Source organism: Nonomuraea sp. NPDC059194 (genome assembly GCF_042754765.1).
GTDB lineage: Bacteria > Actinomycetota > Actinomycetes > Streptosporangiales > Streptosporangiaceae > Nonomuraea.
The window spans coordinates 1-25,713 of the sequence record NZ_JBHZBH010000037.1 but is presented as its reverse complement, the minus strand read 5'-3'; the positions used below and the strand labels follow the sequence as shown (position 1 = coordinate 25,713).

Sequence of the window (25,713 nt, the reverse complement as noted above, 5' to 3'; positions counted from 1 at the left end):
TGCCGGGAGAGCGGTCAGGAATTGCGATATGCCGAGGGACGAGCGCCCGTGTGCCGCAGGAAGGCCGTCGACAGAGCACCGGGACTGGCGAAACCGCAGAGCGGCGCGATGTGGGCGACCGCGAGGTCGGTATCCCGCAGCAGGCGTTGCGCCTTCTCGATCCGTAATCGGGTGAGGAACCGGTGGGGCGTTTCTCCTGTTGCTCGGTTGAACACGCGAACAAGGTGATAGACGCTGAGATGCACCTCGTCCGCGATGTCGGCCAGGGTGAGCGGTTCGGCCAGTCGGTCACGCATGAGGGCGATCGCCGCGCGGACGCGTGCGTCCTCCCGCACCGGCGCCCGTTGACCAGGTAGCCGGAAATGGCGGGTGAGCAGGTGCACGGCCAGGAAGGCGGCCGCGGACTCGGCGTACAGGTCGCCGGTCTCGTCCGCGGAGCCGACGGCGCGGACAGCCTCCTCGATCAGCGCATCGCCGGCGGCCACGGACGCCGCCATGCTCGTGTAGTCCACCGCGCGGCCACCCAGCTGCTCCGCGGCCCGTTCGACGGTGCTGCGCGGGATATGGACCTGCACGCTGCGCAACGGGCCGTCCGCGCGATAGCGGCGGAGGGCGGGCCGGTCCGGAACGACCAGTTCGAGCTGCCCCGGTACCCAGGTGTGGCGGCTCCATCGACCACCGATCCGCGTCTCCATCACGGCCCGGCCTGCTACGGGCAGTATCAGGTGCAAGTCCGCCGCGGCCGGCAACTCCATGTCCTCGACCAGCGGGACGTGGTCGAACCGTTGCGCGAGCAACGACTGCCAGCCGAGGTCCTCCCAGCTGCAGTGCGTCCGCCGAACATATCGATTCATGTCGAAACCGGCATAGGGCTGGAGATCGAAATGAACGGAGTCGAACACCATGCGACCGAGGCTAACGGCACACGCCGCAGATCAGGATGCCCGAGCCTCACGCAGCCGGCTTGCCCCGCTCGGACTTACCAGAGACAGGACAACGTCACTTGCCCGACGACGAGCCCGGCTCTGACGGGAGGCGGACGTGGAGCCTGCCCGGCCGGCCCACGAACTGGCCGCCCAGCTCTCAGGTCCTCTCGACGCCCCCGGCGGCGCTCGTTCATGGTGACCACCGGAGCCGCCGGATCGGGCAAGACGACGCTGTGCGGCTGTCCGGCGGCCAGGTGCAGCGGGCCACCGCCGCCCGCGACGGCAGCGGCCCGGTGACGCTGCGCTGCTGACGGCTGCGCGAGGAGCGCCAGGCCAGCTCTTCGACCGAGGAAGTCGGTGGGCAGGACGACGGCGAGCGGCCGAGCACGTTGTCCGGATCCCACGCCGCCTGCACCCTGGCGAGGCGCGACGTGGCGCGCCATTACATGCCCAAGGAGTTCGTGCTCAAGCTCATCGACCTGCTGGCGCTGCACCGGACGAACACGCTCCACCTGCATCTGACCGACGACCATTTGACCGACGACCAGGGCTGGCGGCTGCACATCCTGAAATATCCGTGTCTGACGGAGGTCAGCGGCGAGCACCTACACCCACGACGACATCCGCGAGATCGTCGCCCACGCCACCGAACGCTTCGTCATGATCGTGCCGGAGATCGAGTTGCCCGGCCACGCCCAGACCGCGATCGTCGCCTAGCCGACCTGCCGCAGGATGTGTGCGAAGTCCTCGCGGCAGGTCTTGGTGAGGAACTCGCTGGCCATCTTCTCCTTCAGCTGCAGCGTCTCGCCGCTGTGGAGCCCGATGGTCGCCTTGAGCGGCACCTCGCGGGTGACCTGCGTGCTCGCCATGTCCTCGTAGGGGATGAAGCGGTACATCCGCGCCAGCTCGTCGGCCGGGACGGACCGCACGAGCTCGGTGAGGCGGCGGGTGCCCTTCTCGGTCGAGCCGGGCTCGGGCACCAGCACGACGCCCTCGCTCAGCGCGATCACGTCGAACTCGGTGCCGTTGACCTTGATGTTGGCCAGCCCGGCGAGCACCGACGAGCCGCGGGCGGTCGGGGTCTCCTCGGCCAGGGCGGCGGCGCGCGGGTCGATGCCCAGCTCGGCCAGGCGGGCGCGGGCGGCGGGCAGGCCGCCCTGCGAGACTGCCAGCTCGGCGAGCTGCTCCAGGCCCAGGTCAGGCACCAGCTCGGCGGGGCCTGACCAGGAGTGGCTCCAGCCCGCCTTGCCGCAGTTGACCGCGGCGAGCAGGAGCAAGGTCGCCAGCGGCCCGGCGAACATCGGGCCGACCTCGCGGCGGGTGGCGGTGGGGAAGAACGGCTGGGCCAGATCGATCAGGCAGCCCGCCTCGATCTGGTCGAGGACCTCGGGCAGGCTGGCCGCGCCGGTGGAGCGCTTGAGCGTGCGGAAGACGACGTCGCTGTCGCGCTGCAGGTCGTCGCGGAGCGCGGCGGCGGTGAACTGCGGCCAGGGCAGCATCTGCCGGCCGTCCAGGTCGAGCATCCCCGCCTGCAGCTGCTGCCCGGCGGCGGCCAGGTCGGGCAGGAGCACGCCGGAGGGCCGGGTGTCCGGGTGGGCCGGCGCGTCGGGGGAGGCCTGGATGGTGGCGACCCGGGTGGCGATCGGCGGGTGGGTGTCCCAGCGAGAGCCGTAGTCGTCCGGCGGCTCGGCGCGCAGCTCGTCCAGCTCGCCCTGGCGGGCCTGGACGAAGGCGGCGAAGCCGGCGAACAGGTCGTCCGGCGCGTATCCGGCGTCCCAGCCGATGCTCAGGTAACGGTCGAGGAAGAAGTCCCAGGCCTGGTCGAGCACGGGGATCTCGCGGAGCGCGCCGGCCGCGGCCTCGCGTCCGGCCAGCCGTACCGCCGCCTGGTCCGCCTCGAACTCCTGGCGGCGCGAAACCGCGTTGTCGGCGAGCACGTAGAGCCGGGCGTAGAGCTTGAAGATCCAGCCGGAGACGTTGTAGGGGCCGATGCGGTCGAGGGTGCCGGCGATGGCCAGCCGCCCGCGGTAGGCCACCGCGCCGAGGCGGGTGTGGCTGTGCGAGTAGTGGCCGAGCTCGTGCGCCAGGACCGCGCGGAGCTGGGCGACGGTCAGCGTGTGCAGCAGGGGCAGGCCTATGTACAGGTGCCGCGGGCCGGTGATCAGGCCGAGGAGCTTGGCGTCCTCGCTCACCGCCGCGTTGACCTCGGGGATCAGACGGATGTCGTCCGGCGGCCGGGTGCCGACCGCGGCGGCCAGCTCGTGGACGGACTGCCAGAGCGCGGGTGCCTGCTCCGGGGTGACCAGCAGGCCGGGCGGTGGCGTCGGCTTGCTGCGTACGGCACGCCAGATCCCGACGCCGGCGCTGCCGACCACGGCTGCCAGGATCGGCCAGGTGAGCTTCACCGCGACAAGGCCGGAGACGACCGTGGACAGCCAGTAGGCGAGGGCGACCGCGCCGCCCAGCTGGGCCAAGGCGACCAGGAAGAAGCCCGCGAGCAGGGCGAGGGAGACGAAGGCGCGCATGTCAGGGGGTCCTATCAGATGAAATTTCGCGACAAAGTACAGGTTGTTCGCTAGCTTGTGTAGCCGAAAGATCAAACAAGGGTGATCACATGGCGTTCTGGCGGAAGCGGTCCATCGTCGACCCCGACCACGGCGACCTGCTGGCCAGGCAGTTGCGCGCCGCGCTGACCCGCCGCGACTGGCCTACCGCCGCCGGAATGTTGTCAGGCGTGCGCCACCCGGACGACCGGGACTTCTACCTCGACATCTGCTCGGAGATCGACAATCTGCAGGACTGGATCGACGAGTGGATCGCCGCCGAGCCGGGCTCCACCCTGCCCCTGCTGGTCAAGGGCGTGCACGGCGTCTCCTGGGCGTGGGAGGCCCGCGGCGGCGGCCGGGCGTCGGAGACCTCGCACGAGCAGTTCAAGGAGTTCCACCGGCGGCTCAAGACCGCCGAGGACTGCCTGGACGAGGTGGTCGAGCGCGACCCCGACGACACCGAGGCCTGGGCCGCGCTGGTCACCTCCGCCCGCGGGCGGCGGGTGAATCGGGAGGAGGCCGAGCGCCGCTTCGGGAACGTGGTCAAGCGCCATCCCGCCCATCGCACTGCGCACGAGCAGATGTTGCAGTACCTGTGCGGCAAGTGGTTCGGCAGCGACGAGGAGATGTGGGAGTTCGCCCGCGCCGCGCCCCTGCCGCACCTGATCACGGTCGCTTACCTCGAGACCTGGATCGAGCACGGGCGGGAGGCGCTGGACAACGACGAGACCCGCGCCGAGCTCCGTGCCACCGCGCAGCGGGTCGACGCCTACCCCGGGCATCGGGACCCGGGCTGGGACACCGTAGAGAACGTCCTGGCTTTCACCTTCTGCCTGGCCGACGACTATGCCGCCGCGGCCGAGCGGTTCCGCCGCATCGGCGATCGAGCCACCGACTGGCCCTGGTTCCACCTGAAGGGTGGGGCGGACAAACAGTTCAAGCTCTTCAGGACGGTGGCTTTCAAGAGCGCGGGCTGAGCCTGCCCACACCGTTTTCAGTCATCCCTTTCCCTGTCGGCCAGGTCAGGAAGACGGGGTGGAGGGGGGAGAGGCGGCGTTCCCGGTTGTCCGGGGGAAGGGGTGCCTCCCGGCTTCGCGGGTGTCGGAAGAGCTCGTGCGGCGCATCCGGCTGCAGCGCCCTGGCCGCGATTGTGGCCACCAGATGACGCGCAGCCTCTTCGACGACGTCGGCCGCCACCGGATCACCGGATTCGGCGGCCTGGGTGACCAGCCGGGAGACTGTGGAGCGAGGAGCTCGTCACCGAAGCCGATCCCGGCGCGGCCGGTGCCCGCCGAGCCGAGCAGCTCGCCCAGGAGATCACCGACGACTCCCTGCAGTACGCGGCACTCCACGTCCTCGCCACGTCGATCATCAAGCTGACCAGCATCCATACAGGATCGGATATCGATCTCTGCTGATATCGCTATTAGACATCATCTGATCGCATCTGCTTTGCTCCTGCCCTCTGACGGATGACAAGCAAGGACATGGCATGCGAAACCTCCGAGCCCGCCGCTCGACAGCGCTGGGAGCCATCGTGTTGACGATCCCTCTCCTGGCGGGTGGCGCCCTCGGCACGGCTGCGGCCTCGGCGGCGGCGGTGCCTGCCGTACAGACGCAGCAGAGCGCCGAGGCGAGCGCCGGCAAGCAGCTGCGCGCACTGGAGGCCTCCTTCAAGGGCCGCATCGGCGCGTACGCCATCGACACGGCCACCGGCAAGACGATCGCCTACCGGTCGGGCGAGCGCTTCCCGATGCTGTCGACCTTCAAGGCGTTCGTCGCCGCGGCCGTCCTGCACAAGGCGCGCACCTCCGAGCCCGGTCTGATGGACAAGGTCGTCACGTGGACGCGCGCCGACCTCAAGCCCAACTCGCCGGTCACCGAAAAGCACGTCAAGGACGGACTGAGCGTCGCGCGGCTGTGCGAGGCGGCCATCACCCTGAGCGACAACACCGCGGGCAACATGCTGCTCAAGCAGATCGGCGGGCCCGCCGGCCTGACCGCCTACCTGCGCACGCTGAAGGACCCGATCTCGCGCCTGGACCGCTGGGAGACCGAGCTCAACGACTGGAGCCCCAAGGAGCGGCGCGACACCACCACGCCCGCCTCCATGGCCCGCGACCTGCGCGCCCTCACGACCGGGAACGCGCTGCACGCCAAGGACAGGGAGCGGCTCACCGCCTGGCTGATCGCTACCAAGACCGGCGACGCCCGTATCCGCGCCGGCCTGCCCAAGAGCTGGACCGTCGGCGACAAGACCGGCACCAGCTCGGCGTACGGCGCCGCCAACGACATCGCCGTCGTCTGGCCGGGCAAGTCGGCCGCCCCGATCATCATGTCGATCTACACCAACCGCCGGGCCGCCGATGCCTCCTACGACGACAAGGTCGTCGCCGACACCGCCACCATCCTGGCCCGCGGGCTCGGCAGGCTCTGATGTCACGTCGGGGGACGAACATCGTACGGCTCGCCGCCGCGAGCGCGGCGGCGGGCCTGGTCGTGGCGGGGATCGCGGTCCCGGCCGCGGGAGGCGCGGGCCTCGGCCTGGTCTCGGCGGCCGGAACGGTCGACCTCAAGCCGGTCGACCTCGTCGAGCCGCCGCCGGCCGAGGTCACGATCGTGCAGGACGCCAAGGGACGCGAGATCGCGCGCTTCTACGAGGAGTACCGGCAGGTCGTCGGCTTCGACGAGATCGCCGAGGTCATGAAGACGGCGATCGTCGCCATCGAGGACTACCGCTTCTACCGGCACGGCGCGATCGACATCGAGGGCACGATCCGGGCGCTGGCCACGAACCTGCAGGCGGGCAGGGTGAGCCAGGGCGGGTCGAGCATCACCCAGCAGTACGTCAAGCAGGTGCTGCTCAACTCCGCCGACACCCAGGCGCAGCGCGAGGCAGCCCTGGAGACCAGCTACGCGCGCAAACTCAACGAGCTGCGGTACGCCATGGGCGTCGAGAAGAAGTACACCAAGGACCAGATCCTCGAGAAATATCTGAACATCGCCTACTTCGGCGCCGGCGCCTACGGCGTCGAGGCGGCGGCCAAGCGCTTCTTCGGCGTCAAGGCCGGCCGACTCACGCTGCCCCAGGCGGCGACGCTGGCGGGCGCCGTACAGGACCCGAACGCCACCGACCCCAACCTCGGCAGCAAGCACCGCAAGAGGCTGCTGAACCGCCGTGACGTCGTGCTGAACCGCATGGCCGAACTGGGCAAGATCACCCAGGAGGAGGCCGCCGCAGCCAAGGCCACCAAACTCGGCTACAAGGGCACCAAACTCCCCGGCGGCTGCGAGTCCAGCACGTACCCCTACTTCTGCCTGTACGTCCGGCACGAGATCCTGAACAACCCCGACTTCGGCACGACCGCCCGAGCCCGCCTGGAGCTGCTCAACCGCGGTGGCCTCACGATCAGGACCACGATCGACCCCGCCATGCAGGCCGCCGCGGACCGGGCGATCAGGACGTACGTGCACGCCTCCGACGGCCCCGTCGCCGCCGAGGCGCTGGTCCAGCCGGGCACCGGCGCCATCAGGGCGATGGCGGCGAGCAGGCGGTACGGCGGCAGCAAGGCCAGGAACGAGATCTCCTACAACCTCGTCGCCGACGTCGAACACGGCGGCGGCGTCGGATTCCAGGCGGGATCCACGTTCAAGACCTTCACGCTGATCAACGCGCTGAGCCAGGGCATGAAGCTCGACGACGGCCTGCGCGCCGGCGCCGGCTACCGGGCGCCGGGCTACTCGACGTTCACCAACTGCAAGGGCGCCAACATCGGCGACCCCACGCACACGGTCACCAACGACGAGGGCTCCCCGGGCTGGAAGACGTTGCGGACCGGCACCTGGAACTCGGTCAACACGTTCTTCATGGAGCTGGAGCAGCGGGTCGGGCTCTGCGAGACGGTCACTACGGCCAGGTCGCTCGGCATCCGCCGCTCCGACGGGCGCAAGCTGCAGGAGTTCGAGACGTTCACGCTCGGCATCAACGAGATGGACCCGGTGACGGTGGCCAACGCCTACGCGGCGATCGCGGCGCGCGGCCGGTACTGCGCGCCGATGGCCATCACCCGGATCATCGACCGCGACGGCAGGGCAACCGCGTACCGGCCGAAGTGCCGCCAGGCGATCGACCCCGGGGTCGCGGACGCGACAGCCGATGTGCTGTCCGGCGTGTTCACCCGCGGCACGATGAGCGGCGTCGGCGGCATCGGGCGCGACGCGGCGGGCAAGACCGGCACCACCGACGGCTACGCGGCCGCGTGGTTCGCCGGGTTCACTCCTGACCTGGCGGCGGCGGTGAGTATCGGGGACCCGCGGGGCTCCCGCGACCACAAGCTGACCGGGGTGACGATCGGCGGGCGGTACTACGGGGCGGTGGCCGGGGCCACCCTTCCCGGCCCGATCTGGAAGGAGACGATGATCGGCGCGCTGAGGGGCGTGCCGCCGACCTCGTTCCCGGCCGTCGACTCGGCCCGGTTCGAGGGCTGCTCCCAGGAGTGCCGGCCCACGCCACAGCCCCACGGGGACTGACGGCATGGCTGGCCACCTTGCGGGTTATCGCTCCGGCAGTCGCGCCACATCGGATACCGGTCCGAGGTGGCCAAGCTTGTCGGGATTGACCACCGAATGGATCGCCTGAACCACGCCATCGGCGATGTCGAGTTCGACCACGCTGGCCACGCGCCCTTCGGCGTCGTACATCACGGCGCCCGGCCGGCCGTTGACCCAGGCCGGCCGGAGGGTGAGGCCGAGCTTCCTGACCCGGCGGAGCCCGGCGACGAGCAGCTGTGCGACGCGCCGCGGCTCGGTCGCCGGCTTCGCGATCGCCTGCGCCTTGCCGCCGCCGTCCCCGTGGAGCACCACGTCGGGCGCGAGCATGCCGAGCAGCGCGTCCATGTCGCCGCCCGCGGCGGCCTCGAAGAACCTGCGGGTAGCCGTACCCGAACACCTCGCGCAGCATGAACACCGCCCGCTCCACCGGCGAAAGGGACTCCAGCAGCACGAGGAACGCCATCGACAGCGAGTCGGCCAGCTCGGCGTGCTCGGCCGGCCCCTGCCTGTCGGCGGGCACGACGACCGGCTCGGGCAGCCAGTCTCCCACGTACGTCTCCCGCCGCACCCGCGCCGAACGCAGGTGATCGATGCCCAGCCGCGTCACCGCCGTCGTCAGGTACGCCTTCGGCTCGGCGATCGTGGTTCCCGCCTGGCGCGCCCGGGTCAGGCCGAGGAAGGCGTCCTGCACGATGTCCTCGGCATCGCCCACAGATCCGGTCATTCCGTAGGCGATGGAGAACAGCAGCGGCCGATACCCGGTCGCGCCCGTCTCATCCGCTGACCCAGGCACGGAATCCCTCCCGCCAACGCGCGTACCGCGGCTCATCTGCCTGCCTTCCCGTTCGAGGGCGCTTGCCCACGACGTGCAGCAGGGTATCCGAGCCGCCCGGCCCGCGATCACGCAGTACCGCGGCCGCCAGCCGTACGCGCACTGCGCCGACCGCCGCCTCCGGCTCTTCGGTTCGGACCGCAGGTTGGTTGCGCGGCGGTCACCACGCAATGGGGCCGAGGCGATCGATGAAGGTCCCGGTCGGCCCGTCGGCGTCGATCATCGCGAGTCTGACGATCGAGTCGGTGCCCTCGGTCACCGTCAGCTGCCCAGTGTGATTGTTCATGTCGGTGGCGGCGAATGTGCGATTGGCGACTTCTCCGGGAGTGGCGATGTTGAATTTGATCTTCGGAAGTGCCTGGGCGTACCGGACGGTGATCATGTTCAGCGCCGCTTTCGACGAGCTGTAGGCGAGCTCGTGCATTTTCGAGGAGGGCTGGTCCGGATCGGTCACGACCGAGAAGGCGCCGACGGCGCTGGACACCATCACCACCCGCGGATGGTACGCCGCCTGCAGCAAGGGAAGGAACGCGTGCGTGACCCTGATCGGTCCGTACACGTTGGTGTCGTAGACGGAATGAATTTCGGGAACCGTCGCGTCTGCGGGCGCGATCCCCTTTCCTGACGCGCCGGCGTTGTTGATCAGCACGTCCAGCCGGTCGGTGTGCTCCCGGACGAGGCGTACGGCATCGGCCACCGACTCGTCCGAGGTCACGTCCAGCGGGACCATGACCACGTTCGCGCCACCGGCAGTCAGCTTGTCGGCGGCTGCCTGCCCTCGGCCTTCATCGCGTGAGCCGAGAAAGATCGTCCAACCCAGTTCGCCGAGCCGCCTGGCCGCCTCGAAACCGAGTCCCTTGTTGCCTCCGGTGATCAACACCGAGGTCTGTTCCGCGTTCGTCATGCCCTCTAAGACGAAACGCTCCGATCGGCTGTGACGCGTTGTGAGCGACCTCACAACCGGGAGCCCGTTGCGGGCGGTCATCAGCGGCCCCCGCCACTCGGGCGGATGTCGGAGGTTCCCGGAGACCGGCAGGGAGGGCTGCGTCGAGCGAAATGCGAATGCGGCCCCATCGCCTCATCCGCTACGCTCTGCCCCATGTGTTCCGTCATCCACAACTGGCAGTCGATCCGCACCCGGTCGGCGTTCTGACCGCGGTGCAGGCCGTCGCCTGCGCCGGGTCCCGCGCCCACCGTTCACCTCTGGATGACGAGGATTCCTTTCATGCGCGCAATCTCGCGCCCCACTTTCGTGTTCGTTCACGGCGGCTCCAGCAACGCCCGGGCCTGGGGGCCCCTGCAGAACGAACTGGCCCTGCTCGGACACCTTTCGTACGCCGTCGACCTGCCCGGCCACGGCGACCGTGCCGACACTCCCGCCGCCTACTACCGGCTGCCGCAAGACGCCGCGGCACTGGCCGACGCCCCGTCCCCGATGCGCGCCGTCACGTTGCAGGACAACGTGCGGCACGTGGTGGACATCGTGCGCCGGCTCGCCGAACTGGGCCCGGTCGTCCTGGTCGGCAACAGCCTTGGCGGCCTGACCATCAGCGCCGTCGCCAACGCCGTACCGGAACTGCTCGACCGCGTGGTCTACCTCTCCGCGCTGTGCCTGAGCAGCCCGGCCATGCTCACCGAGGCGTGGGGCGTGGTCGACGACAACCTGCTCGACGCCGCGGCGGCCCGGATCACCGTGCCCGGCGTGCCCGACCCCGGTGTGGCCCGCCTGAACTGGCGCAGCGCCCACGCCGACCCGGAACTGTTCGCCGAGTTGAAGACCGCCATCATGGCCGACTCCACCGACCACCAGTTCCGGCTGCTGCTCGACTCCATGGACCCGGACGAGAACTACACGGTGCTGGAGCCGGCGGCACTGGTCACGGCCGACGGATGGGGACGCGTCCCGCACACCTACATCCGCCTGTCCGAGGACCGCGGCATCACCCCGGCCGTCCAGGACTACATGATCCGCCAAGCGGACGCGTTGACCCCGCACAACCCCTTCGAGGTGCACACGCTGGCGACCTCGCACGTCGGCTACTTCAGCCGGCCGCAGGTCTTCGCGGAACTGCTGGCGGACCTCGCCTGACGCCCGCCGCCGCCCCCGCCGCCATCCTCGGCGGCGGGGGCGTTTTCGACGTCAGCTCGTCCAGATCACGCCGCGTCCGCGGGGTCTCCGGGTGGGTCGGCCCAAGGGCGCTGCTCCTGCCGTGCGACCACCTGCCGCGCCGTGGCGGGGGTGCCGGGACGCGGCCTTGATCTGGTTGCGGGATCCGGTGCTGTCGTGCCTGGGCAGCACCGACCGCCGCCGCCCGCGACCTCGACTGGACCGTCGTGCGAGCGCCGATGCTGACCGACAGGCCGCGGACCGGCGCCGCCGTACCGCCGGGGGCACGTGAACGGCGGCGCCGTTCACTAGCGAGCGCTCAGGCGGCCGAACCGGCCGACACCCTGCGCTCCAGCACCTGACCGGGCCACTCGCCCACCTGGAACTCCTCGGTGCGCCGGAACCCGCAGCTTTCGTAGTAGCGGACCAGCTGCCCGTCATCACCGGCGTAGCAGTCCACCCGCACCAGGTCCACACCCTGCTCGGCGGCCTCGGCCATCGCCCGCTCCAGCAGCGCCCTGCCCACCGAACGCCCGTGGAAGCGCTGGTCGATGACCAGCCCCTGGACGTACACCTCAGGCTCGGGCGCCGCGGCGACGTAGGAGAGGGGTTCACCCAGCGTCATGCACCCGGCTGGATGGCCGTCGATCTCCGCGATGCGCATCCCCTCGCCGCCGGCCCAGCCGTTGACCAGCTCCACGCGCTTGGCGCTGGCAGAGAACGGCTCGCTGCCCCACTGCCCGGTCCGCCCCTGCGAGACCAGCCACTCGATGGCACTGTCGAACATCGCGAGGACCGCCTCGACGTCACCCGGCTCACCTTTGCGAATCTTCATCCCGAAATCCTACGGGCGGCATGTCAAGAAGCCGTCCCTGGCTCCGACCTCCAGGTGAAAGAGCACCTCAGAGCAAGGAGCACGACGATGCGGAACATCATCTACTGGGTCCACACCTCCGTCGACGGCTACATCTGCGGCCCCAACGGCGAGTTCGACTGGCCTTCCATGAGCGGCGAGCTGTCGGACTACTCCATCGCCATGAACGAGAGCGTCGACACCTTCCTGTACGGGCGCAAGGTGTGGGAGATGATGTCGGCCTACTGGCCCACCGCCGACGCCGACCCTGCTACCGCCGACGCGCACGACCTGGCCTTCGCCTCTCTGTGGCGCGCCACCCCCAAGATCGTCTTCTCTGCCACCCTGGACGGCGACCTCGGTCACAACACCCGCGTCATCGGCCGCGACCTTGCCGCCCAGGTCGCCGAGCTCAAGGCCGCGCCGGGCAAGGACATGCTGCTGACGGGCGGATCCCACCTGGCGGCGTCCCTGACCGAACACGGGTTGATCGACGACTACCGCATCGTGGTCCACCCCGTCGTCCTGGGCGGCGGCCTGCCGCTGTTCCCGACGCGGTTCGATGAGCGCCTGAACCTGCGGCTGGTGGAGTCACGCGCCTTCGACGGCAGCGCCGTCCTGCTGCGCTACCAGCGGTGAGCCCAGTCGTCGCTCGCCTGGATCGTGCGGCCCCGGCGCGGATGATCAGTTCCGCTTGGGCATCTGCTGGGTGGCGCAGTGGATGCCGCCGCCGCCTTCGCCGAGGGTGTCGACGGGCACCTGGACGACCTCGCGCCCGGGGTAGAGGTCGCGGATGATGGCGGCGGCGTTCTTGTCGGCCTTCTTGTCGCCGAAGCGGGGCAGGATGACGCCGTCGTTGACGACGTAGTAGTTCACGTAAGTGGCCAGGAAGCCGTCGCCGCGGCGGCCGATGTCGACCGGTTCCGGCAGTTCGACCAGTTCGAGCCGCTTGCCGCGGGCGTCGACGGCCGAGTTCAGCACCTTGCGCCCCTGGTCGTAGGCGGCGAGCCAGACGTCCTTGGGGGCGTCCTTGGGCGGGGTGCTGATCACCACGACGCCGGGCTCGGAGAAGCGGGCCAGCGCGTCGATGTGGTAGTCGGTGATGTCCTTGCCCTTGACGCCTTTGACCCAGATGAAGGTGGTCGCGCCGACGGTTTCCCTCAGCGCGCGTTCGATGTCGGCGCGGGTCTTGCCGGGGTTGCGGTTGTCGTTGATCAGGGAGCTCTCGGTGGCCATGAGCGTGCCCGCGCCGTCGACCTCGATCGAGCCGCCTTCGGCGACGATCGGCGCCTGGATTCTGGTGACGCGTTCCATGGTCAGGATCTCGCGGGCGACATCCTTGTCGCGGGAGTGTTCCTGCTTGCGGCCCCAGCCGTTGAAGTTGAAGTCGACTCCTGCGATGTTCTTGCCGCCGAGCACGAAGGTGGGTCCGGTGTCGCGCATCCACAGGTCATCGACCGGGATCGCGACGACCTCGACCTGGGAACCGCAGGCGCGCTGTGCGGCCTTGACGTCCTTGGGGTTGGCGAGCAGTACCACCGGCTCGAAGTCGGCGATCGCGCGGGCGATGCCGGCGATGTCACGGCGCACCCCTGCGGTGTCGGACTCCCAGATCAGCTCGGTCGGCCACGACATGAAGGTCATCTGGTGCGGATGCGTCTCTTCGGGCATCAGCCATCCCTGTACGGCAGGGGCGTCCTTCGCCGCGGCGGTCGTCGTCCCGGTCCCCGTCGAGGACGAGCCACAGGCGCTCAGCGCGCCGCCGAAAGCCGCCAAGATCGCGGTTTGTAGTGTCTGACGTCGTGATATCCGCACAACAGTCCTCCTGACTGAAATTTTCGTTAGGAATGAGTCTAGTTCGCCGGTCTGGGGATCGAGGACACCAGGAGCTGGGTGTAGGCGTGTTGCGGTTCGTTCAGGACGCGCGCGGTCGGACCACGCTCGACGATCTCCCCGTGTCGCATGACGACGAGGTGATCGGTGACCTGACTCACCACCCCGAGGTCGTGGGTGATGAACAGGAACGCGGTGCCGGTCTGCTCGCGCAGGTCGGCCAGCAGGTTGAGGATCTGCGCCTGCACGCAGACGTCGAGCGCGGCCACCGCCTCGTCCAGCACCAGGACGGACGGCTCGACCGCGAGCGCGCGAGCGATGGCGACCCGCTGGCGCTGACCGCCCGACAGCTGGCGGGGCAGCGCGGCGGCCTCGCGCTCGCCGAGGCCGACCTGGTCGAGGAGCTGGGCGATCCGCCGGGCGTGGTCGATGTCAGGGAAGTGCAGCTTCAGGCTCTCGCGCAGCACCGTCATGGCGTTGAGCCGCGGATCGAGCGACAGGAACGGGTCCTGGAAGACGATCTGCACCTCGCGGGCCCGCCGTAGTCGCTCGGCACGGCCTCGCCGCCGGATGGAGCGGTCGTGACCGCGCACGGTGACGCGTCCGGCGTCGGGGCGCTCCAGGCCGAGGACGATGCGGGCGGTGGTGGTCTTGCCCGACCCTGACTCGCCGACGACGCCGAGCGAGCCGCCTTCGGCCAGGGTGAAGGTGACATCGCGGACCGCTTGGACGTTTCCGTAGGACTTGGACAGCCCCTCGACTTCAAGCATGCTCTGCTCCGGTGAGGCTGTGGTGGCAGGCGACCTGGGCGATCAGCTCGGGTGGATCGGTGTGACACTCCGGCCCCGCCAGCGGGCATCGGGCGGCGAAGGCGCAGCCGGCCAGCTCGGTCCGCAGGTCGGGGGGCTGTCCCGGGATGGTGGCCAGCCGCTGCCCAGGCTTTCGCGAACCGTTCAGCACCCTGGGGGTGGCCGCGAGCAGGGCAGCGGTGTAGGGATGGCGCGGGCGGGAGAACAGCGTGGCCGCCGGCCCGGTCTCCGCGATCCGTCCCGCGTACATGACGTACACACGGTCGGCGATGGCCGCCGCCAGTTCCAGGTCGTGGGTGACGAACAGCAGCCCGGTCCCGTACCTGTGCCGCAAAGACGTGAGCAAGGCGACGATCTCGGCCTGGGTGGTGACGTCCAGGGCGGTCGTCGGCTCGTCGCACAGCAGAAGTTTCGGACCGCCCATGAGGGCCGCGGCGATCGTGACCCGCTGCAGCATCCCGCCGGACAACTGATGCGGATACTGCCGCAGGACCCGCGGCTCCAGACCGACCGCCTCGATGAGCTCGCGGGCGCGATCGTGCGACCCGGGACGCCCCTCGACCAGGAAGTCGCCGACCCTGCGCAGCGGGTTGATGCCCGCGCGCGGGTCCTGGAAAATCATGGCGACGGTACGGCGGCGCAGCTCGCGCAGCCGGTGCGCCGGCATGGTGAGCACGTCCTCGCCCTCGACCGCTGCCGTTCCTTCGACGGACGCGCCGGGCGGCAGGAGCCCGAGCACGGTCCGCGAGGTGAGGCTCTTGCCGGAGCCGGACTCGCCGACCAGCGCCACGGTCTCGCCCTCGTCCACGCTCAGCTCGACCCCGTCGAGGACGGGCCGCAGCGTGCCGGGCAGCCACATGCGCAGGTCTGTCAGGTGTAGCACGCTCATGCCCGCCTCCGTGACACGCGGTCGGCCCAGTGCTCGGCGACCACGTTGAAGGCGACCACGGTGAGCACGATCGCCGCGCAGGGCAGGACGGCCGAGAGCGGATGGCCCTGCAGCAGAGCGGACTGGCCGTCGTTGATCATCGATCCCCAGGTGGGAGTCAGGGGCGGCACACCCAGCCCCAGGTAGGACAGGGCGGACAGGTCGAGCAGGGCATAGCCGAAGTTGACCGACGACTGGGCGAGCACCACCGGGGCGATGTTGGGGATCAGGTGGCGCAGGCAGATGGTCAGGCTCGAGAAGCCCTGCACCCGGTAGGCGGCCAGGTAGGGGCGCTGCCGTTCGGAGAGGGCGAGGTTGCGGGCCAGCCGGCTGACGTAGGGCAGATAGGCCAGGGAAAGGGCGATGACCGGGGCTGCCAGGCCGGTGCCGTACAACGCGACGAACATGATCGCCACGAGCAGGGCGGGGAAGGCGAGCAGCAGTTCGGCGGCGCGCGACAGCAGTGTGTCGGGCCAGCCGCCGAGCCACCCGGCGGTGACGCCGACCAGCACGCCCGCGACGGTGGAGAAGACGACGACGGCGATCGGGCCCAGGAGAGAGGCGCTCGCGCTCGCGATGAGCCTGGACAGGGTGTCACGGCCGGCAGCATCGGCACCGAGCGGGTGGCTGGGCGACGGGCCGGTCAGAGCGGCACCGAGGTCGGTGGCGTTGGGGTCATGGGGTGTGAGCAAGGGCGCGGCGATCGCGACAACGACCGTCAGGGCGGCGAAGGCGAGGCAGGTCAGGTAGAGACCACGCCGAGGGGCACGCAGGCCGCGCAGGATCCCGCTGACGGCGGTCATCCGGCATCGCTCCTGTCGCCGAGGCGGACCCGAGGGTCGACCAACGGGTAGCACAGGTCCACGGCCAGGTTGGTCACCGTGAACAGCGCGACCACCAGCAGCGTGATGGCCTGGACCACGGGGAAGTCCTTGACCTGCACCGAGCTCTCCAGCAGCGCGCCGAGCCCGCCGATGCCGAAGGCGGCCTCGACCAGCACGGTGCTGATGACCAGCCCCGAGATGGTCAGGCCGCTGACGGTGACGATCGGGCCCAGGGCGTTGCGCAGGACGTGGCGGCGGATCACCAGGCGTTCCGGCAGGCCACGGCTCCGGGCGATGGTGACGTGTTCGAGGGCGAGCTGGTCGCGCATGGCGCCGCGCGTGACCCGGGCCAGCCAGCCGGTCCAGTACAGGGCCAGCGCCAGCGATGGGAGGGTCAGATGGTAGACCATGTCGGGCAGCCCGTCGCCGCTGCCGATGGTCGGGAACCAGCCGAGCTGCAGGGAGAAGACCCACAGCAGGCCGATGGCGGCGACGAACGACGGGGTGCCGAGCGCGACCGAGGTGCCGACGAGCACCGCCGAGTCGGTGGCTCCGGCGCGCACCGCGGCCAGCCGGCCCAGGCCGATGCCGAGGACCACCACCAGCACGGCGGCCATCGTGATGAGCAGCAGCGTGCTGGGCAGCCGGGCTTCGATCAGTCCGAGCACCGGGCTGCGGTACTGCATCGACCGGCCCAGGTCGCCGGTGAGCACGCCGCCTGCCCACTTGAGGTACTGCAGGATGAACGGGTCGTCCAGATGGTACTGGGCTCTGATCGCGGCCAGGGCCTGCGTGCTCGCGGCCCGGCCGCCGAGCAGGAAGGTCTCCGGGCTGCCCGGGGCCAGATGGACCGCGCCGAACACCAGGAACGACGCGGTCGCCAGGGTCAGCGCCGACTCCAGCAGCCGCCGCAGGACAAAGCGGGCGATCATCCGGCCGCACCCACGTCGGCCGCCCACGGGTAGTACATGTAGGCGATCGAGGTCGGCGCACCGGTGATGCGTTTGCTGAGGTACAGCGAGGTGGGCCACTCGGCGACGGGAATCCACAGCACCTGCTCGGCCTCCTTCTCCCGCAGCCGGCCGGTCAGCGCCGCCCGTTTGGCAGGGTCGTACTCCGCGATCGCCTGGTCGACGAGCGCGTCGTAGGCGGGGTCGGAGTAGCCCATGTAGTTCTCGAAACCGTCGCTGCGGAAGATCGAGTAGCTGGCCAGCGGGTCGGTGATGGACAGGTAGTAGGTGCAGGGGAACAGGTCGACGGCCGCGCGCGCCTTCGGGTCGGAGAACAGGGCGGTGTAGGCGTCGGGCGCGATGGTCTTGAGTTCGACCTCCAGGCCGATCTCGGTGCCTGCGGCCTGTACGGCGGTGGCCAGCAGGGACACGTCGGTGCCGATGGGGCTGGTCGCGACGGTGATCTTCTTGCCCGTGGCGCCCGCCTGCCGGATGAGCTCCCTGGCCGCGGCCACGTCGCGCTTGACGCCCCGCGGCGCGGCGTTCTGGTCCGGCCAGGCGTCGCGGGGCGCCGGGGCCGCGGCGATCGAGCCGACGCCCTGCAGTCCCGTCTTGATGAAGCCGTCGCGGTCCAGGGCCAGTGACAGCGCCCGCCGTACCCGGACATCGCTCAGCGTGCCCTTGAGGTTGGTGAAGGCGAGGTTGACGGTGGTCAGGCTCTTGCCGAAGTAGAGCGCGCCCTTGCCACCCTCCCTCAGGCGGGCGTAGCTGTCGGGGGCGATGAGGTAGCCGCCGTCGACCTCGCCGGTCAGCATGGCGTTGGTTCTGGCGGCCGGGTCGGTGATGAACCGGAAGGCGACCTTCCCGGCCTTCGCCCTCGTGCCCCAGTAGCCGGCGAAGCGGTCGAGCTCGATCGACTCGCCCTTGCGCCACGGGCCGAGCCGGTAGGGGCCGGTGCAGTCCACGCCGCCGTCCGGGTTGCCGTAGTCCCGGCCCTTGGCCTGGAGCGCGCGCGGGTTGACGACCGTGCCCGCCGAGGTGGCCATCCACTGGTTGAACTGGGAGTCGGGCTGCTTGAGCCGTACCGTCACCTCCATCGGGCCGCTCTTGCCGATCGAGGCGACCCGGTCGAAGGACTTGGCCCAGTAGGAGCCCAGGGCGGGATCCAGGTGGCGGCGCAGGCTGTAGACGACGTCGTCGGCGGTGACCTCGCCGCCGCCGTGGTACTTCACCCCGCCCCGGATGCGGTAGACGAACGTTTTCGGATCCGGCTGCTTCACCTCCGAAGCCAGCCCGGGCTCCAGGCCGAGCTGCGGGGTCCAGCGCATCAGGCTCTCGCAGACGTTGGACAGGATCATGTTCTGCGGGTAGTCGAAGGCGTAGATGTAGTCCAGCGTCGGCGGCTCGGCGTAGATGGACCAGGTGAAGGAGTCGATGTCGCCTTGGGCGGGCGGCGTCGATGCCGACATCGTGAAGCCCGCGGCGGGGGTGGAGTGGGGGGTGGCGGCCCCGCCGCAGGCCGACACCATGAAGGCGACGGCCGTGAGCGCTGCGATCCGCATGAGTTTCTCCCTAGGTCAGACCCGGGCGGGTCAGCGCGCCGTACAGCTCCGGCCGCCGGGTGTGGATCAGGCCGAACTCCAGCCAGTCGCGCTGCTGGTCCAGATCGAGGTCGGCGACGAGTACGGCGGGGCGGTCACGGGGGGCGCGCAGCATCACGCGGCCGTAGGGGTCGGAGATGAACGACGAGCCGTAGAAGGTGATGAGCCCCTCGGCGCCGACCCGGTTGGGCACCACCATGAACAGGGCGTTGGCCAGCCCGTTGGCGGAGATGGCGTGTTCCCACATGGGCCGGGTGTCGAAGTGGGGCAGCTCGGGCTCCGAGCCGATCGCGGTCGGGTGGACCAGCACCTGCGCGCCCTCCAGCGCGTAGGTCCTGGCCAGTTCGGGGAACCACTCGTCCCAGCAGGTGGGGAAGCCGAACCTGGCGCCGCGCACCTCGACCACCGGGAAGCCGGTGTCGCCGGGGCGGAAGCACAGGTCCTCGTGGTAGCCGGGGAAGCGGGGGATGTGCAGCTTGCGGGTGCGGGCCAGCAGCGTGCCGTCCGGGCCGACGCAGATCGCGGTGTTGTAGCCGAGGCCGCCGTCGGTGGCCCGCTCGTACAGCGAGGCGTGCACCGTGATGCCCAGCTCCGCGGCCAGTTCGGTGGCGAGCGCGGTGGTGGGGCCGTCGGGCAGGTCCTCCAGGTAGCGGCCCGCACTGTCGGCCTGCCTCTTGTCGGCGGCGAAGTAGGGGCTGCGGGTCAGTTCGGGCAGGCACACCACTTCGGCGCCGAGCTCGGCGGCCCGGCGTACCCCGGTGCGCAGGGCGTCGTCGTGGGCCCGTTCGTCGGCCTGCCAGCACATCTGGACCAGGCCCACCCGCAGGAGGGCGCCGGGTCCGTCACCGGCTCGGGCGGGCGAGCCGAGCGGCGATCCGAACGAGGTCAGCTCGACGTAGTTCATGAAGCCCTCCCGGCGGCCGGGATCTGCTGGGTGATGCAGTGCACGCCGCCGCCGCCATAGGCGATGACCGGTGCCTTCACGCCGACCACGGTGCGGCCGGGGAAGGCGCCGGCGATGACGGCCAGCGCCTTCTCATCGGCCTCGACCCCGGCGACGGGGACGACCACACCGCCGTTGGCCACGTAGAAGTTCAGGTAGCCGACTTCGACCACCGCTCCCGCGACCTCGACGAACGCGCTCTGCGGCAGCTCGATGAGCTCGAACGGCCTGCCGGCGGCGTCGGTGGAGGCCTCCAGCACCGCCTTGTTGGCGCGCATGCGGGCGTAGTCGGGGTGCCCGGGGTCGTCGGGAAGCTGGATGAGCACCTTGCCGGGGGCGGTGAACGCGGCGACGCCGTCCACATGGCCGTCGGTCTCGCGGTCCTCCAGCCCGCCGTACGGCAGCCAGATCACCTTGGTGACGCCCAGCTTGGCCTTGAGCTCGTCCTCGATGTCGGCGCGGGTCAGATCCGGGTTCCTGTTGGGGTGGAGCAGGCACTGTTCGGTGGTGATCAGGGTGCCCTCGCCGTCGACGGTGATCGCGCCGCCCTCCAGGATCATGCGGGAGGAGATTCGGTCGACGCCGAGGCGTTCCAGCAGCAGCGCGCTGATGCGATCGTCGTGGTCCCACGGGTGGTGTTTTCCGCCCCAGGAGTTGAAGCGGAAGTCGACGCCCGCGCGGGAACCGTCAGGGCCGAGTACGAAGATCGGACCTGAGTCGCGCAGCCACGAGTCGTCGATCGGCAGTTCGACCACCTCGACGGCGGTGCCGCACAGCTCGCGCGCCTGATTCCCCTGTCCGGGCAGCGCGACCATGGTCACCGGCTCGAACCGGGCGATGGCCCTGGCCACCGCCGCGTACTCCTCCCGGGCCGCGGCCAGGACGTCCGCCCATAGCTCCTGCCGGGTCGGCCAGGCCATGAGGCAGCCGTCGTGGACGGCCCATTCAGCCGGCATACGCATGATCTCTCCTGTCTGAAAATTCAGTCAGCCTTCGGTGGTTGCTATAGTGCACACCGACTGAAGTTTCAGTCAAGGCGTCCCCGACCTGCGACGTGAGGTGAAATGTCGTCCGATCGCCAGCGGCTGATCCTGGAAGCGGCCGTCCGCGTCATCGCCCACAGCGGTGTGCGCGGTCTACGAGTGGAAAAGCTGTCCGCCGAGGCCGGAGTGTCGACCGCGCTGATCTACTACCATTTCGGCGACCGCGCCGGCCTGATGCGCAGGACCCTGGACTTCATCAACGAGCGAGCCGGCCGCTACACCAACGAAGCGCTGGAGATCGGCAAGGACCCGCGAGAGCAGCTCGAACTGCTCCTGCTCCTGGAACTGCAGGACACCCCCGCGGTCCGGGAGAACAGCGCGGCCTGGGGCGAACTACGGGCCAGCGCCGTCTTCAACCCCGACCTGCGCGAGCCGCTCAGCACCTCCACCCGCGAATGGGCCGAAGAACTCGCCGACATGATCCGGAAGGCCCAGGCGGCCGGGCTGGCCGACGCCGACGCCGATCCCCTCGACGTGGCCGAACGGCTCACCGCCCTGGTCGAAGGGGTGAGCGAACGGTGGCTCAGCGGCTCGACGAGCCTGGAACGCGCCCGTGAACTGGTGGAAGGCGCGGTCATCGCGGAGCTGGGCAAGCGATCACCCGGCAAGAGTTGAGGCACGTTCCACGAGCCCTTGTCCGGATAAGGCGCCGCGCCGTGGAACGGCGGCCGAGCAGGCCTCACACCAGGCCTCACGCCAGGCTTCACACCAGGCCTCACGCCAGGCTTCACACCAGGGCGAGCTGGTCGGCCAGGGGAGCCCTGGCGGCCGGGGCGGGCGCCGGGCCGCACCGCATGCCGTAGGCGCGGGCCAGCTGTGCGATCTGCCCGGTGATGCGTTCCTCGTAGCCGGGCGCCGGCATGCCCGCCTGGTCGTACAGCTGGGCGTAGCGCTCCACCAGCGCGGGATGTGCCTGCTCCAGCCATGACAGGTACCACTGCCGCGTGCCGTACGGCAGGCGCAACACCACCGGCCGCACCCCCGAGGCCCCGGCCGAGGCGATGCGCCGCACGGTGGCCTCCAGCTGGTCGGCCGCGTCGCTGAGCAGCGGCAGCACCGGCGACATCAGCACCTGGCAGTCCACCCCCGCCTCGCGCAGGGCCGCCACCAGCTCCAGCCGGCGTTGCGCGCTCGGCGCTCCGGGCTCGACCGAGCGGCGGATCTTCTCGTCCACGAACGCGATCGACACCGCCACCCGCGCGCCGGCCGCGGCCAGGATCTCGGCGTCGCGCAGCACCAGCGGGCTCTTGGTGTAGACGGTGAAGGGCACCCCGGCCTCGGCCAGCGCCCCCACCAGCGCGGGCATCAGCCGGTAGGTCGCCTCGGCCTCCTGGTAGCAGTCGCCGGCCACGCCGATCGCCACCGGCTCGCCCGGCCAGCGGGCGAGCTCGGCCCGCAGCCGCACGGCGGCGTTGGCCTTGACCACGATCCTGGTGTCGAAGTCGCGCCCGGAATCGAGGCCGAGCGAGCGGTGCGCACGCCTGGCGCCGCAACCGCGGCAGGCGTGGGCGCACCCCCGGTAAGGGCTGACCGCCCAGCGCTCGGTGACACCCGAGGTCGGGGGCACCTTTTCGATCATCGTACGGGCCTGCGTCTCGTAGAAGGCGCCGCGCAGGACGGCACGCCGTTCTATCGCGGGGCGCTCGTCTGCGACGTCCACGAGCGAAAGCGCGTCCCATGCCACAGCCCCCATAGAACACGCATTCGACAGCGGTTTCAAGCAGAACGGCTGTTGTGGCAGGCCAGCGATTAAACTGGTACGGTCGTCCCAATTTTCTCGGGAGGTTCGCCCATGGCCTGGCTGCTGCTCTTCGGCGCGATCGCGACAGAGGTCGTGGCGACCTCCGCGCTCAAACTCAGCAACGGATTCAGCCATCTCGGCTGGAGTCTCGTCGTGGCCGCCGGATACATCGCCTCGTTCGTCCTGCTGGCCCAGGTGCTGAAGATGCACATGGACGTCGGCACCGCCTACGCCGTCTGGTCCGGTGTCGGCACGGCGGCCATCGCGCTCATCGGAGCCCTGTTCCTCGGCGAGAGCCTCACCCTGGTCAAGGTCGCCGGGATCCTGCTCATCATCGGCGGGGTGGTCGTGCTCAACCTGGCCGGTGGTCATTGACCGGCCGGGCGGGACGGCCCGCCGTAGACGATGAAGCGCGTGAACCGCAGCAGACCCGGGCGCGCAGGCGCAGGGCCGCGCTGCTGGCGGCCGCGGTCGAGCTGCTTACCGAGGGCGGGTTCGCCGCGGTCTCCCACCGGGCGGTCGCCCAGCGCGCCGCCCTGCCGCTGGCGGCCACCACCTACTACTTCACCTCCCGCGACCAGCTGCTGGCCGAGGCGTTCGGCCAGCTCGTCGACTCCGAACTGGCCGCCACCCGCCATTGGGTGGGCACCCACGGGGTGCGCGCCATCCTGGAGGAGGTCGTCGAGGCCGACCGGATGCGGCAACTGGCGCTGTGGGAGCTGTACGTGCACGCAGGCCGCGACCCGGTCCTGCAGCAGATCGCCCGCCGCTGGACCGACGGCTGCGTCGCCGTCATCGCCGACGCCCTCCAGCTGCCCGCGACCGACGCCCGGGTGCGTTTGCTGTACACCACTGTCTCGGCGTTGTGGCTGGAGCACGTGGTCGAGCAACGGCCCGCCGACGACGCCAGAGCCCTGCTCGAGCTCGCCCTGCGGGCCGTCACCCAGGAGGGCGGTCAGCGTCGATGATCAGGGCATTCGGCGGGGAGCACGGCGGCCTTGATGGCGGAATGGGTTCAAGGTCAACCCAGGGAAACCCGAATAGCCGCTGTTCGGTCACCCATTGCTCGTGGTGTCGAGCAGGTGGGTGCGCCATCGCTGATCGTCGGAAGTCCATCCAGTCCAGCGGTGCCAGACCATACGGGGCCAACTGTCATCGACGATGACGTCGGGTCGGTATCGGGGATCCTCGGCGTGCTTGTGCCAGGCGGCCCAGCCGAGAAAGGCGTCGACCGCTGGGGCGTCCCATCGGCCCGGGTCGCGCTTGGTGAGCCTGCCGCGCCGGACCTGCTCGGACACGTCGGCTCCGCCGTGCCCTTGGCCCCGGTTTGCGGCTCGCGCCAAAGAAGAGACGTCGGTCGTTGGCGACATCAGAGCGGCAGGCCGGTCCCGGCGGATCACGATGGCCGAGCCGTACGGCCTGCCCTATGACGTGCCTGCGTGAACCGCCGGGTGAAGATCTTTCTTGCGCGCTGCCACGATGATGAGCGCCCCGGCGACGACCCCGGCGAAGAACGGGGACGGCACGAGAAGGACTCCGCCCAGCGCACACCACGCCGCGACGCCCCAGCCGATCCCGGCGGGCACCGCCACTCCGCGTCCGGCGAGGTGCCAGGTCAGGCAACCCAGCAGAATCAGGGGTACGGCGAAGCTTCCAGGACCGCCCCAGAAGGTGACCTTGTTCTGAAGGGACTCCACCGTCTGAACGGCGCCCCCGTCACCGAGCGCGAGCGGGACCGCTGCCCACATCCCCCGCCGCACCCAGCCGGTGATGTCCTGCCAGGCGGTGAGCGCCAGCAGGAACAGGTGCCCTGATCCCAGCACGATCATGATCCCGCTCGCCCAGCGCAGCAGCCGCTTCCCGGAGTTCATCGTGACGTCCCTTCTTCGTGCTCGGCCTGGTTGCGGTCGCGCCAGGCTCGTTCCCACTGCCGGGTCAGGGCCGGGTAGACGATCAGGTATCGGAAAGGCGCGATGGCGGCCATGTAGAGCCGTCCGAACCATCCGTTGGGCTTGACCAGGACGGCCATGCGCAGCTCGTAGTCGCCGTCGGCTCCTTGAACCCAGCCCAGATGCATCACGGTGTGCACGGTCTTGTTCGCCAGCTCGCGAGCGCACTCCCGGTCGAGCTCGTAGACCGCTTTGAGGGGCATGGCGGCGTCGTCGGGGCCGCGGGGAGCGTCGCGGACGTCGTCGGGCAGTCGGTCGCGCAGCGAGAGGACCCGCGTACCGACACCCGCCGATGGTTTGTCCCAGCCGAGGAGTGCGCCGAGCTTCCACCGAAGGGCGAACAGCGACCTCGTCGGCCAGGACTGCTGCATGGGTCCGCCGGCCGCTCGCAGCGCCGCGAGCATCGCCGGGAAGTCGCCGGGCCCGGCTCCCGGCGTGCGGAAGGACCACACGTCCTCGACCGAGAAGTCACGCGTGAGCTCGTGGATGCGCCACGGCTGCTCGGTGTAGGCGGCCTCGGCGAGTCGTGGCACGGGTGGCCCCCTTATCTATACGGCACCGTACAATTGATGTGTACGGTAACGTACAAACCCAACGTGATCAAACGGAGGTGGCCAGATTCCCGCCGTGGCCCGCACCACACGAGCCCGCTGGATAGAGGCGGGCCTCGAAGCCCTCGCCCAGGCAGGACCCGACGCGGTCCGCGTCGAGACGCTCGCCACCACGCTCGGCGTGACCAAGGGCGGCTTCTACGGACACTTCGACGGCCGTTCCGCGCTGCTCACCGAGATGCTCGACGAGTGGGAAAGCCGCTGCACCAAAGAGGTCCTCGCCCAGGTCGAGGCCGAAGGCGGCGACCCCGCCGAGAGAATCCGGCGCGCCGGTCAACTGACCTTCTCCGAAGACCTGCACCGCATTGACCTCGCGGTCCGGGCCTGGGCCCGCCACGACCAGGCCGTCGCGGCGCGCCTGCGGCGAATCGACAACGAGCGCATGGCGTTCCTGCGCACGATGTTCGCCACCTTCATCACCGACCCCGACGAGATCGAGGCCCGCAGCATCCTGGCGTTCGCGCTCACGATCGGCCGCCACTTCATCGTCGCCGACCACCCCGGCTACACCACGCGCGAAGCCGTCCACCTCGCCGGAGAACACCTCCTGCGCCCGCAGTAGCCACGCCCTCTAGATGAATGAGTCCAAGGCATAGCTGCGGAGATAGGGCGAGGGCGCCCATCCTCAGTGTGTGACGACCGAACTGGACACCCTCGCAACCGCAC

26 protein-coding genes and 2 pseudogenes are annotated in these 25,713 nt (G+C 70.1%); 10 read left to right on the top strand and 18 right to left on the bottom strand.

Going from position 1 to position 25,713, the window contains the following annotated elements:
- Positions 1-14: 14 nt before the first annotated feature.
- On the bottom strand, positions 15-905 hold the full coding sequence (locus ACFXJ8_RS33930) for a helix-turn-helix domain-containing protein (RefSeq protein WP_379648082.1): 891 nt from the start codon (positions 903-905) through the stop codon (positions 15-17).
- Positions 906-1,372: 467 nt separating this feature from the next.
- Here ACFXJ8_RS33930 and ACFXJ8_RS33925 point away from each other — a divergent pair.
- Positions 1,373-1,643 (top strand): annotated as a pseudogene (locus ACFXJ8_RS33925) (family 20 glycosylhydrolase).
- Here the strand turns inward: ACFXJ8_RS33925 and ACFXJ8_RS33920 are convergent.
- Positions 1,640-3,451: a M48 family metalloprotease gene (locus ACFXJ8_RS33920; RefSeq protein WP_379648081.1), complete on the bottom strand. Its 1,812-nt coding sequence runs from the start codon at positions 3,449-3,451 to the stop codon at positions 1,640-1,642. The pseudogene ACFXJ8_RS33925 and the gene ACFXJ8_RS33920 overlap by 4 nt on opposite strands.
- An 89-nt stretch (positions 3,452-3,540) precedes the next feature.
- Between ACFXJ8_RS33920 and ACFXJ8_RS33915 the strand changes: the two genes are divergently transcribed.
- The 3 genes from ACFXJ8_RS33915 to ACFXJ8_RS33905 all read left to right on the top strand — a co-directional run bounded on the left by ACFXJ8_RS33915 (position 3,541) and on the right by ACFXJ8_RS33905 (position 8,002).
- On the top strand, positions 3,541-4,449 hold the full coding sequence (locus tag ACFXJ8_RS33915; RefSeq protein WP_379648080.1) for a hypothetical protein: 909 nt from the start codon (positions 3,541-3,543) through the stop codon (positions 4,447-4,449).
- Positions 4,450-4,964: 515 nt separating this feature from the next.
- Positions 4,965-5,909 (top strand): class A beta-lactamase, encoded by a 945-nt coding sequence (gene bla, locus ACFXJ8_RS33910; RefSeq protein ID WP_379648079.1) that lies wholly within the window; start codon positions 4,965-4,967, stop codon positions 5,907-5,909.
- Complete coding sequence (locus tag ACFXJ8_RS33905; protein WP_379648078.1) at positions 5,909-8,002, top strand: transglycosylase domain-containing protein; 2,094 nt, start codon at positions 5,909-5,911, stop codon at positions 8,000-8,002. The genes bla and ACFXJ8_RS33905 overlap by 1 nt, the downstream gene beginning before the upstream one ends.
- Positions 8,003-8,026: 24 nt before the next feature.
- Here the strand turns inward: ACFXJ8_RS33905 and ACFXJ8_RS33900 are convergent, their stop codons facing one another.
- From ACFXJ8_RS33900 to ACFXJ8_RS33890, 3 genes and pseudogenes are all read right to left on the bottom strand, one after another.
- A complete protein-coding gene (locus ACFXJ8_RS33900; RefSeq protein ID WP_379648077.1) occupies positions 8,027-8,368 on the bottom strand; it encodes a hypothetical protein in 342 nt (113 codons plus the stop codon).
- An 88-nt stretch (positions 8,369-8,456) separates the two neighbouring features.
- Positions 8,457-8,747, bottom strand: a pseudogene (locus ACFXJ8_RS33895) (sigma factor); the annotation flags it as partial.
- Positions 8,748-9,015: 268 nt separating this feature from the next.
- Positions 9,016-9,759 carry an SDR family oxidoreductase gene (locus tag ACFXJ8_RS33890; RefSeq protein WP_379648076.1) on the bottom strand — a complete coding sequence of 248 codons (744 nt, stop codon included), beginning with the start codon at positions 9,757-9,759 and terminating at the stop codon, positions 9,016-9,018.
- Between the two features lie 321 nt (positions 9,760-10,080).
- On the opposite strand from ACFXJ8_RS33890, the gene ACFXJ8_RS33885 reads away from it, so the two are divergent.
- On the top strand, positions 10,081-10,944 hold the full coding sequence (locus ACFXJ8_RS33885) for an alpha/beta hydrolase (protein WP_379648075.1): 864 nt from the start codon (positions 10,081-10,083) through the stop codon (positions 10,942-10,944).
- Between the two features lie 337 nt (positions 10,945-11,281).
- Here the strand turns inward: ACFXJ8_RS33885 and ACFXJ8_RS33880 are convergent, their stop codons facing one another.
- A complete protein-coding gene (locus ACFXJ8_RS33880; protein WP_379648074.1) occupies positions 11,282-11,797 on the bottom strand; it encodes a GNAT family N-acetyltransferase in 516 nt (171 codons plus the stop codon).
- Positions 11,798-11,884: 87 nt separating this feature from the next.
- Between ACFXJ8_RS33880 and ACFXJ8_RS33875 the strand changes: the two genes are divergently transcribed.
- The gene (locus ACFXJ8_RS33875) at positions 11,885-12,454 is read left to right on the top strand and encodes a dihydrofolate reductase family protein (RefSeq protein ID WP_379648073.1); all 570 of its coding nucleotides are present in this window, start codon (positions 11,885-11,887) and stop codon (positions 12,452-12,454) included.
- Positions 12,455-12,499: 45 nt separating this feature from the next.
- Here the strand turns inward: ACFXJ8_RS33875 and ACFXJ8_RS33870 are convergent, their stop codons facing one another.
- The 8 genes from ACFXJ8_RS33870 to ACFXJ8_RS33835 all read right to left on the bottom strand — a co-directional run bounded on the left by ACFXJ8_RS33870 (position 12,500) and on the right by ACFXJ8_RS33835 (position 20,665).
- On the bottom strand, positions 12,500-13,591 hold the full coding sequence (locus tag ACFXJ8_RS33870; protein ID WP_379648072.1) for an agmatine deiminase family protein: 1,092 nt from the start codon (positions 13,589-13,591) through the stop codon (positions 12,500-12,502).
- A 77-nt stretch (positions 13,592-13,668) separates the two neighbouring features.
- Positions 13,669-14,418, bottom strand: coding sequence for an ABC transporter ATP-binding protein (locus ACFXJ8_RS33865; RefSeq protein ID WP_379648071.1), 750 nt, complete (start codon positions 14,416-14,418; stop codon positions 13,669-13,671).
- Positions 14,411-15,346, bottom strand: a complete 936-nt coding sequence (locus tag ACFXJ8_RS33860) for an ABC transporter ATP-binding protein (RefSeq protein WP_379648070.1) — start codon at positions 15,344-15,346, stop codon at positions 14,411-14,413. Before ACFXJ8_RS33860 ends, ACFXJ8_RS33865 begins: the two co-directional genes overlap by 8 nt.
- Positions 15,343-16,188, bottom strand: a complete 846-nt coding sequence (locus ACFXJ8_RS33855; RefSeq protein WP_379648069.1) for an ABC transporter permease — start codon at positions 16,186-16,188, stop codon at positions 15,343-15,345. The genes ACFXJ8_RS33860 and ACFXJ8_RS33855 overlap by 4 nt, the downstream gene beginning before the upstream one ends.
- Complete coding sequence (locus tag ACFXJ8_RS33850; protein WP_379648068.1) at positions 16,185-17,141, bottom strand: ABC transporter permease; 957 nt, start codon at positions 17,139-17,141, stop codon at positions 16,185-16,187. Before ACFXJ8_RS33850 ends, ACFXJ8_RS33855 begins: the two co-directional genes overlap by 4 nt.
- Positions 17,138-18,721: an ABC transporter substrate-binding protein gene (locus ACFXJ8_RS33845; RefSeq protein WP_379648067.1), complete on the bottom strand. Its 1,584-nt coding sequence runs from the start codon at positions 18,719-18,721 to the stop codon at positions 17,138-17,140. Before ACFXJ8_RS33845 ends, ACFXJ8_RS33850 begins: the two co-directional genes overlap by 4 nt.
- Positions 18,722-18,731: 10 nt before the next feature.
- Entirely contained in the window at positions 18,732-19,664 is a 933-nt protein-coding gene (locus ACFXJ8_RS33840; RefSeq protein WP_379648066.1) for a nitrilase-related carbon-nitrogen hydrolase, read from the bottom strand.
- Positions 19,661-20,665, bottom strand: a complete 1,005-nt coding sequence (locus ACFXJ8_RS33835; RefSeq protein WP_379648065.1) for an agmatine/peptidylarginine deiminase — start codon at positions 20,663-20,665, stop codon at positions 19,661-19,663. Before ACFXJ8_RS33835 ends, ACFXJ8_RS33840 begins: the two co-directional genes overlap by 4 nt.
- A 102-nt stretch (positions 20,666-20,767) precedes the next feature.
- Here ACFXJ8_RS33835 and ACFXJ8_RS33830 point away from each other — a divergent pair, with 102 nt between their 5' ends.
- Entirely contained in the window at positions 20,768-21,361 is a 594-nt protein-coding gene (locus ACFXJ8_RS33830; protein ID WP_379648064.1) for a TetR/AcrR family transcriptional regulator, read from the top strand.
- 112 nt (positions 21,362-21,473) lie between these two features.
- Here ACFXJ8_RS33830 and ACFXJ8_RS33825 read toward each other — a convergent pair whose 3' ends face one another.
- Positions 21,474-22,406 (bottom strand): radical SAM protein, encoded by a 933-nt coding sequence (locus tag ACFXJ8_RS33825; RefSeq protein WP_379648063.1) that lies wholly within the window; start codon positions 22,404-22,406, stop codon positions 21,474-21,476.
- Positions 22,407-22,538: 132 nt separating this feature from the next.
- Here ACFXJ8_RS33825 and ACFXJ8_RS33820 point away from each other — a divergent pair, with 132 nt between their 5' ends.
- Together ACFXJ8_RS33820 and ACFXJ8_RS33815 are read left to right on the top strand one after the other, a co-directional pair.
- Complete coding sequence (locus tag ACFXJ8_RS33820) at positions 22,539-22,862, top strand: DMT family transporter (protein WP_379648062.1); 324 nt, start codon at positions 22,539-22,541, stop codon at positions 22,860-22,862.
- Positions 22,859-23,455 carry a TetR/AcrR family transcriptional regulator gene (locus ACFXJ8_RS33815; protein WP_379648061.1) on the top strand — a complete coding sequence of 199 codons (597 nt, stop codon included), beginning with the start codon at positions 22,859-22,861 and terminating at the stop codon, positions 23,453-23,455. The genes ACFXJ8_RS33820 and ACFXJ8_RS33815 overlap by 4 nt, the downstream gene beginning before the upstream one ends.
- 87 nt (positions 23,456-23,542) lie before the next feature.
- Here ACFXJ8_RS33815 and ACFXJ8_RS33810 read toward each other — a convergent pair whose 3' ends face one another.
- The 3 genes from ACFXJ8_RS33810 to ACFXJ8_RS33800 form a co-directional block, all read right to left on the bottom strand.
- Positions 23,543-23,785 (bottom strand): hypothetical protein, encoded by a 243-nt coding sequence (locus tag ACFXJ8_RS33810; RefSeq protein WP_379648060.1) that lies wholly within the window; start codon positions 23,783-23,785, stop codon positions 23,543-23,545.
- Between the two features lie 126 nt (positions 23,786-23,911).
- A complete protein-coding gene (locus ACFXJ8_RS33805) occupies positions 23,912-24,358 on the bottom strand; it encodes a DUF6463 family protein (protein WP_379648059.1) in 447 nt (148 codons plus the stop codon).
- The gene (locus ACFXJ8_RS33800) at positions 24,355-24,969 is read right to left on the bottom strand and encodes a DUF2867 domain-containing protein (RefSeq protein ID WP_379648058.1); all 615 of its coding nucleotides are present in this window, start codon (positions 24,967-24,969) and stop codon (positions 24,355-24,357) included. The genes ACFXJ8_RS33805 and ACFXJ8_RS33800 overlap by 4 nt, the downstream gene beginning before the upstream one ends.
- A 94-nt stretch (positions 24,970-25,063) precedes the next feature.
- Between ACFXJ8_RS33800 and ACFXJ8_RS33795 the strand changes: the two genes are divergently transcribed.
- Positions 25,064-25,609: a TetR/AcrR family transcriptional regulator gene (locus tag ACFXJ8_RS33795; RefSeq protein ID WP_379648057.1), complete on the top strand. Its 546-nt coding sequence runs from the start codon at positions 25,064-25,066 to the stop codon at positions 25,607-25,609.
- Positions 25,610-25,713: the final 104 nt, after the last annotated feature.